Annotated in this window: 6 protein-coding genes; 5 read left to right on the plus strand and 1 reads right to left on the minus strand. The window is 66.5% G+C overall.

Annotation, left to right across the window (positions count from 1 at the left end; translation table 11 throughout):
- Position 1 precedes the first annotated feature (1 nt).
- The 5 genes from N0B15_RS18200 to N0B15_RS18220 all read left to right on the plus strand — a co-directional run bounded on the left by N0B15_RS18200 (position 2) and on the right by N0B15_RS18220 (position 7,980).
- Positions 2-3,619: a DNA polymerase II large subunit gene (locus tag N0B15_RS18200; protein ID WP_263021130.1), complete on the plus strand. Its 3,618-nt coding sequence runs from the start codon at positions 2-4 to the stop codon at positions 3,617-3,619.
- A gap of 300 nt (positions 3,620-3,919) precedes the next feature.
- Entirely contained in the window at positions 3,920-4,384 is a 465-nt protein-coding gene (locus tag N0B15_RS18205) for a GspH/FimT family protein (RefSeq protein ID WP_263021131.1), read from the plus strand.
- A gap of 38 nt (positions 4,385-4,422) precedes the next feature.
- Positions 4,423-4,761, plus strand: coding sequence for a DUF7130 family rubredoxin-like protein (locus tag N0B15_RS18210; RefSeq protein WP_263021132.1), 339 nt, complete (start codon positions 4,423-4,425; stop codon positions 4,759-4,761).
- Between the two features lie 74 nt (positions 4,762-4,835).
- Entirely contained in the window at positions 4,836-5,780 is a 945-nt protein-coding gene (locus N0B15_RS18215; RefSeq protein WP_263021133.1) for a ketopantoate reductase family protein, read from the plus strand.
- A gap of 55 nt (positions 5,781-5,835) precedes the next feature.
- Entirely contained in the window at positions 5,836-7,980 is a 2,145-nt protein-coding gene (locus tag N0B15_RS18220) for a heterodisulfide reductase-related iron-sulfur binding cluster (RefSeq protein ID WP_263021134.1), read from the plus strand.
- 154 nt (positions 7,981-8,134) lie between these two features.
- On the opposite strand, the gene N0B15_RS18225 is transcribed toward N0B15_RS18220, so the two are convergent.
- Positions 8,135-8,323 carry a hypothetical protein gene (locus tag N0B15_RS18225; protein ID WP_263021135.1) on the minus strand — a complete coding sequence of 63 codons (189 nt, stop codon included), beginning with the start codon at positions 8,321-8,323 and terminating at the stop codon, positions 8,135-8,137.
- Positions 8,324-8,645 lie beyond the last annotated feature (322 nt).

The raw sequence follows: 8,645 nt of genomic DNA on the forward strand, positions 1-8,645 counted from the left end.
GATGCGAGACGAAGACGCCGCCTACTTCGAGCGACTCGAGGAGCGACTCGAGGAGGCGATGGACCTCGCCCAGCGCGCCCGGGCCCGCGGAGGCGACCCCGAACCGGAGGTCGAGATTCCGATCGCCCGCGACATGGCCGACCGCGTCGAGAACATCCTCGGCATCGAGGGCGTCGCCGAGCGGGTGCGCGAACTCGAGACGCAGATGTCCCGTGAGGAGGCCGCGCTCGCGCTGGCGGAGGACTTCGCGAACGGGACCGTCGGCGACTACGAGACGAAAGCGGGCAAGATCGAAGGCGCGGTCCGGACGGCGGTCGCCCTGCTCACCGAAGGGGTCGTCGCCGCACCCATCGAGGGCATCGACAAGGTCGAAATTTTGGAGAACGACGACGGCAGCGAGTTCGTCAACGTCTACTACGCCGGGCCGATCCGCTCGGCGGGTGGCACTGCCCAGGCGCTCTCGGTGCTGGTGGCCGACTACACCCGCGCGCTCGTCGGGATGGAACAGTACGTCGCCCGAACGGAGGAGATCGAACGCTACGCCGAGGAGGTCGCCCTCTACGACACAGAGACCGGTCTCCAGTACTCGCCGAAGGACAAGGAGACGAAGTTCATCGCGAAGAACCTCCCGATCATGCTCGACGGCGAGGCGACCGGCGACGAGGAGGTCTCGGGCTACCGCGACTTAGAACGCGTCGACACCAACTCCGCCCGCGGCGGGATGTGTCTCGTGATGGCCGAGGGAATCGCGCTGAAAGCCCCGAAGATCCAGCGCTACACGCGCGAACTCGACGAGATCGACTGGCCCTGGCTCCAGGACCTCATCGACGGCACCTACGGCGAGGAAGGGAGTGACGACGGAGCCTCGAGCGAGGAGGGCGCGGCCGAGGAGGGGGCAAGCGAAGACACCGACGAGGGAGCCGAGACCGAAGACGGCCGGCCGAACGGTCCGATTCGTGTCGAGGAGTCGAAGAAGTTCCTCAGAGACCTCATCGCCGGCCGGCCCGTCTTCTCACACCCCTGTGCGAGCGGCGGCTTCCGCCTGCGCTACGGCCGGGCGCGAAACCACGGCTTCGCGACCGCGGGCGTCCACCCCGCGACGATGCACATCGTCGACGACTTCCTCGCGACCGGCACCCAGATCAAGACCGAACGCCCCGGCAAGGCCGCGGGCGTCGTCCCCGTCGACACCATCGAGGGACCGACCGTCCGCCTCGCCAACGGCGACGTCCGCCGGATCGACGACCCCGAGGAGGCACTCGAGGTCAGAAACGGCGTCGAGAAGATCCTGGACCTCGGCGAGTACCTCGTCAACTACGGCGAGTTCGTCGAGAACAACCACCCGCTCGCCCCCGCCGGCTACGTCGCCGAGTGGTGGATCCAGGACCTCGAGGCGGCGGGCGCCGATGTCCAGGCGATGGCCGACGACCCCCGCATCGACCTCGAACACCCGAACGCCGACGCCGCGCTCGAGTGGGCACGCGAGTTCGACGCCCCGCTCCACCCCACCTACACCTACCAGTGGCACGACCTCTCGGTCGACGCCTTCTCGGCGCTCGCCGACGCCGTGAGCGAGGGAGACGTCGACAACGACGGCGAGACGCTCGTCCTCGAACACACCGACGAGACGCGCGCGGCGCTCGAGCGGATCGTCATCGAACACCGCCAGCGCCCCGACCGGCTCGAGGTCGACGACTGGGAACCGTTCGCGCTCACGACCGGCTGTGAGATCCGCGAAGCCGTCGGCGACGGCGGCGTCCGCCCGGTACCGATCGAAGACGGGACGGATGAACGCGGATCGGAGGCTGGCGTTCGCCTCGAGCGCACCTGGGAGGAGAGAGACCTCTCGGAACGGGCGCGCACCTGGGCCGACGGCGAGAACGCCATCGAAGCGGTCAACGAGGTCGCCCCGTTCACCGTCCGCGAGCGCGCGCCGACGCGGATCGGCAACCGGATGGGCCGCCCGGAGAAGTCAGAGCGCCGGGACCTCAGCCCGCCGGTCCACACCCTCTTTCCCATCGGCGAGGCCGGTGGCGCCCAGCGCGACGTCTCGAAGGCGGCGAAACACGCCCCGACGATGAGCGACACGCCGGGCGTCGTCGAGGTCCAGATCGGCCGCACCCGCTGTCCCGAGTGTCACACCGAGAGCCACGAGAACCGCTGTCCCGAGTGTGGGAGTCGGACCGAACCCGACTACCGCTGTCCCGACTGCGACCACCGTATCGAACCCGACGACGCGGGCCGCGTCGAGTGTGGCCACTGCGACTGCGAGGCGACCTGCGTCGAGACGGCCGAGGTCGACATCCACGGCGAGTACCGCGAGGCGCTCGAGACCGTCGGCGAGCGCGAGAACGCCTTCGACATTCTGAAAGGCGTCAAGGGGATGATGTCGACCAACCGGATCCCCGAGCCGATGGAGAAGGGCATCCTCCGGGCGAAACACGACGTCTCGACGTTCAAAGACGGCACCGTCCGCTACGACATGACCGACCTGCCGGTGACCGCCGTCCGCGCGAGCGAACTCGACGTGACCGCAGGCCAGCTCGAGGCGCTCGGCTACGAGGAGGACATCTACGGTGAGCCACTCGTCCACGACGACCAGCTCGTCGAGCTCAACGTCCAGGACATCGTCCTCTCGGACGGCGCGGCCGAACACGTGATGAAGATCGCCGACTTCATCGACGACCTCCTGGTGCAGTACTACGGACTCGAGCCCTTCTACGAGGTAGAGGACCGCCAGGACCTCGTCGGCGAACTGGTGTTCGGGATGGCCCCCCACACCTCCGCCGCAACCGTCGGACGCGTGATCGGCTTTACGAGCGCCGCAGTCGGCTACGCGCATCCGTTCTTCCACGCCGCGAAACGCCGCAACTGTGATGGTGACGAAGATTGCGTCATGCTCCTCATGGACGGTCTCCTGAACTTTAGTATCAGTTTCTTGCCAGATAAGCGCGGCGGGCGCATGGACGCACCCCTGGTGATGTCCTCCCGCATCGACCCCTCCGAGATCGACGACGAGGCACACAACATGGACGTCGTCAGCCAGTACCCCCGGGAGTTCTACCTGGCCAGCCTCGAGATGGCCGACCCCGGCGAGGTCGAAGTCGAGATCGCCGAGGACACCCTCGGGACCGACCGCGAGTACACCGGTTTCGAGCACACCCACGACACGACCGACATCGCGATGGGACCGGACCTCTCGGCGTACAAGACCCTGGGGTCGATGATGGACAAGATGGACGCCCAGCTCGCACTCTCGAGGAAACTCCTCGCCGTCGACGAGACCGACGTCGCCGAGCGCGTCATCGAGGGCCACTTCTTACCCGACCTCATCGGCAACCTGCGGGCCTTTTCCCGCCAGGAGACGCGCTGTCTCGACTGCGGCGAGAAGTTCCGCCGGATGCCACTCACCGACGTCTGTCGCGAGTGTGGCGGCCGGGTCAACCTCACCGTCCACCAGGGCTCGGTCAACAAGTACATGCAGACCTCCATCACCGTCGCCGAGGAGTTCGGCTGTCGCGAGTACACCAAACAGCGACTCGAGGTGCTCGAGCAGTCACTCGAGAGCATCTTCGAGAACGACAAGAACAAACAGTCAGGAATCGAAGACTTCATGTGACGGTGCGGGCGCTCGAGGCGCTTTACTCGTGCGCGCCGAACGATCCGCCGCCAGCAGACGCGTTCTAGATACTGGCCTAGCGCCTAGACAGCCTAGTCCCGCAACCTAGAAACTGCGCCTAGAAGCCTCCTGCTAGCCGAATTTCCCACATTCCGCGAAACGCTTATCAGGATTGCACCCACAGCACAGGTCGCTGGGGAACCAGCGTCCTATGAACGACCGAGAGACGAGCCGACGAGCGGTAGCACTGGCACTCGAGCGCGAGACGACGATCCGAGAACCCCGCGAGCGAGGACACCGATGGGGTTGAGAGACAGGTTCGGCGGAGCGGTCGCCGACTGGCTCGAGTGGGCGCGCGCCGAGGCGGTGAGGCGGAACCGACCGTTCGAGGTCGATCCGTTCGACAGCAAGGCGACGTTTCGGGTGGGCGAGGCGGTCGCGGGCGTCGTCCGGGAGTCGGTCGAGAGCGAGCGCGCACACGACGTGCTCTGGCACGAGTACCGGGACGAACCGTTCGTCGAGCGGGCCTACCCGGACGCTCGCGTCTGTACGGTCGTCCTCGACCTGCGCGAGGCGGGGTCGTTCGACCCGGCGGCCGACCACTTCGCCGTCGTCGACGCGGCGTTTCGGCCGAGTCTCCCCGGCACCGAGGCGAAGCGCTACGTCTACATCGAGGAGGCGGGACGCTACTACTACAACGACGGGGGACGGGTGTACCTCCCGGCTGACGCCTGGGAGACCGTCGGCCGGTCGGCGAGCGAGTGACACCCCCGGTTTATCGGGTTCCGCGGTGTTGGATCGCTATGCCCCAGACAGGCGAGACACCAGCGAGAAGCGGCGAGGAGGAGGCGCTCGAGGAGGTCCACGAGCTACACTTCGGTCAGTCGGTCTACGACGAGGAGGGGACGGAACTCGGGAAGATCCGCGGGTTCGAACGCGGCGGCTTCTTCGTGACGACCCGCGAGGGTGCAGCGGCGCTCTCGGTCGAACACGCCCGCGCGGGCCAGGGCTTCGGTGAGGCCGAGCTGATGTGGCGCTGTACCGAGTGCGGCGAGATGGGCGCGATCGAAGACGGCCTCCCCGAAACCTGCCCGAACTGCGACACCGAGAAGGAGAACCTGATGTACTGGACCGAAGACTGAGAGCGCACCAGCGAAGAGCGGCCGCCGTCGGGGAGAGCGAATTCGTTATGGTCGGCGCGGGCGCAGGACTGGCCATGGAGATCGTCGTCTTCGGCGCGGGGAGCCTCGGCAGCCTCGTCGGGGGGCTGCTCGCCCGCGAACCCCGACACGAGGTGACACTCGTCGGCCGCGAGGACCACGCGGCGGCGGTCGAGGACGCGGGCCTGCGTCTCGAGGGCGCGCTCGAGGCGCACGTCTTTCCGGCGGCGCGGACGGACGCTACGGGACTCGAGACCGACCTCGCGCTCGTCACCGTCAAGGCCGCCGATACGCCCGAAGCGGCGCGGACACTCGCGACGGGGCGCTACGGCGCCGTCTGTACGCTCCAGAACGGGATGGGGACGGCGAGCACCCTGGCCGAGGCGCTCGAGCCCGAGACGCCGGTCCTGGCGGGGACGGCGACCTACGGCGCACGGCTTCGATCACCGGGCGTCGTCGAGTGCACCGGTCTCGGCGAGGTCGTCGTCGGCGCGCGCGAGGGTGGGCCGTCACCGGTGGCGACGCGGGTGGGCGAGGCGCTCGCATCAGGCGGTCTCGAGACGGCCGTCGCCGACGATATGCCCCGGCGGCGCTGGGAGAAACTCGCGGTCAACGCCGGGATCAACGCGGTGACGGCGCTCGCACGCCTCGAGAACGGGACCGTCCTCGAGCCACCGGCAGCGGCCGTCTCGCGGGCGGCAACCCGGGAGGCCGCGCGTGTCGCACGCGCCGAGGGCGTCTCGCTCTCGAACCGCGAAGCGCTGGCGGCGCTCGAGCGGGTGGCGACGGCGACGGCGGGGAACACCTCCTCGATGCACCAGGACGTGCTGGCGGGCAGGCGGACCGAGATCGACGCCATCAACGGCACCGTCTGCGAGCGCGCCGACGAGTATGGACTCGAGGTGCCGACCAACCGGCTGTTGACCGCGCTGGTCCGGGCGTGGGAGTCTGAGCGAGGAGCGCGTTCACCTGAAGACGGCGCCCCTGCCACCAGAAACTAGCTCTCGAGACCGTCTGTGCAACAAGAGTTAAGCGTGCGCTCGAAGGCCATAGGACATGATCGTTCCGGTGCAAACCGAGGCGCCGACTCGAGAGACGTTCTGGGGGCTCAGCGGTGTCGAGGAACTCCTCTTTTACTACCTCGCGGCGGTCGCCATCGTGGTCTTCCTCTACGGGGTGTACGCGCGCTTCGCCCGCTACACCGACGGGGCCGAGGAGCCGATCGAGCGACTCGACCGCCTCGGCGAGCGGGTACTGACGGCCGCGAGACTCGCGTTGACCAACGAGAAGCAGTTCAACCGCGACCTCTACGGCGGGCTGATGCACGCCTTTATCCTCTGGGGATTTCTCACGCTGTTGATCGCGACCACGATTCTGGCGGTCGACTTAGAGGTCTGGCAACTACTGCTCGGCCAGGAGTCGTTCTGGGTCGGTGACTTCTACCTCGCCTACCAGTTCGTCGTCGACGCGATGGGACTGCTGTTCGTCGTCGGCGTCGGCATGGCGATCCACCGCCGCTACTGGGTCCGAGAGGGCCGCCTCTGGGGGAAACACACCTCGCGCGAGGACGACCTGTTCATCTGGACGCTGTTCGCCCTCGGCGTCGGCGGCTTCCTCCTCGAGGGGCTTCGCATCCTCGGGACCGGCTACCCGGCCTTCGAGGTGGTGAGCTTCGTCGGCTGGGGAACCGCGCTGGCGCTCGAGGGCGTCGGCGTCGATCAGGGACTCGCAACCTCGCTGCACTGGTGGGCCTGGTGGTCACACGCCCTGCTCGCACTCGGGTTCGTCGCGTGGCTGCCGTACGCCAAGCCGTTTCACATGCTCTCGTCGTTCGCGAACGTCGTCACCCGCGACGAGAAGAACGGCCGCCGGTTACCAGGGATTCCGACGGATCTCGAGGCGACGAGCGCCGAGTCGGTCGACGACTTCACCTGGAAGGAGCTGCTCGACCAGGACGCCTGTACCAAGTGTGGGCGCTGTTCGGCGGTCTGTCCCGCGAAGGCGTCGGGCCGCCCGCTCAACCCGCGGGACGTCATCCTCGACCTGAAATCCTACCGCGAGGGACTCGCAGAGGGCACCGAGGGCGAGCGAGCCATCGTCGCCGACGGCGGTGCGGTGATCGACGCCGAGACGATGGAGTCCTGTATGGCCTGTCTCGCCTGCGTCGACGCCTGTCCCGTCGAGATCGAGCACCTGAACTCCTTTACGCGGCTCAACCGCCAGCTCGTCGACCAGGGTGACGTGGACGCGGGCGTCCAGACCGCCTTCGCCGACCTGATGGAGCGGGGCAACAGCTTCGGAGCGTCGCCCGACGCCCGCGGGGCGTGGACCGACGACCTGCCCTTCGAGGTCGCCGACGCCCGCGAGACGAGCGTCGAGTACCTCTGGTTCGTCGGCGACTACCCGAGTTACGACGAACGAAACGAGCGGGTGGCGCGCTCGCTGGCGGCCCTCTTCGAGACCGCCGACGCCTCGGTCGCCATCCTCTACGAGGACGAACGCGCCGACGGCAACGACGTCCGCCGCCTCGGCGAGGAGTTCCTCTACCTCGAGCTCGCCGGCCAGAACGTCGCGTCCTTCGAAGCCTGTGAGTTCGAGACGCTCGTCTGTACGGACCCCCACGCGTTCAACACGATTCGCAACGAGTACCCCGAGATCGACTTCGGCGAGTGGGCCGACGACCCGATGATGCCCATCGAGTTCGACGGCCGCTGGAACGAGAACGGCGAGATCGACGTCCTCCACTGGACCGGCGCGCTCGAGCGCCTGCTCGAGACGGGCGCCCTCGAGCTATCGGGGACGGAACTCGACTACACCGTCACCTACCACGACCCGTGTCACCTCGGGCGATACAACGGCGAGTACGAGGCCCCACGAACCCTGATCGAGGCGACCGGCTGCGACCTCGTGGAGATGCCGCGCAACCGCGCCAACTCGTTTTGCTGTGGCGGCGGCGGGGGCGGCGTCTGGATGGAGTTCGACGAGGAGCCACGCCCCAGCGAGGAGCGCCTGCGTGAAGCGCTCGAGGACACCGCCGCCGGGAGCGCCGTCGAGAAGTTCGTCGTCGCCTGCCCGATATGTACCACGATGTACGAGGATGGGCGGAAAACGGGCGGCTTCGAAGACGAACTCGAGATCGTCGACGTCGCGGAGTTGCTGGTCGAGGCGCTCGGGGTAGAAGAGAGGGCGGGACTCGAGTGACGGTGGGACTCGGGTGATGACGGACGGTTGGGGCCGACTCGAGTGAGCTTCGGCCGGTCTCTGGAGGAAAAGGATTCCGGGTAACTATCGCGAACTGGTGTACAATTACTTTCAGAGGCTCTGGTGAATCGCCATACTGCGTCGAGTTGTAGTGTCATGCTGTCGTCCAGAGATGGCTAATCAGCTTGCCACCGTCCGATTCCTCAAGGTTCTCGTCGCGGTTGTCCCAGTGTGGCGCCTCAAGCAACGCAATTTCCCACCGAAAGTCGCTGCCATCTAGTGATTCACCAGAGCCGAATTCTTTAATCTCGTGGCAATCGAGACGCTTCAGCTCTTCAAACACCTTAGCTTTGACTTTCTCAGTACGCTCCTGTGTAGCACTTTGTTGATGGAGAGCCTTCTCGCGATTTCGGCTTCAACACGCCAGCGTGAGATTATTTGTCGAAGGGGTTTTGATATCTATTTGCGGAGTAGCGTTAGCAACGGAACACCGTATCAACAATCTCCGCCAGAAGAGCGTTCCTATAATATACTTGGCGTGATTGCGATAATAGTCCCTGCGGCCTTGTTTAGACGTTCGAAATTGGCCTCCTGAGCCCCTGGCTAGTAAGTTCTAGGGTTCTAGCAAGAGCTGCTACTTGTCGAGGTTACTAGGAAGTGAAGCG

The sequence above is a fragment of the Natronobiforma cellulositropha genome (assembly GCF_025629245.1).
GTDB lineage: Archaea > Halobacteriota > Halobacteria > Halobacteriales > Natrialbaceae > Natronobiforma > Natronobiforma cellulositropha.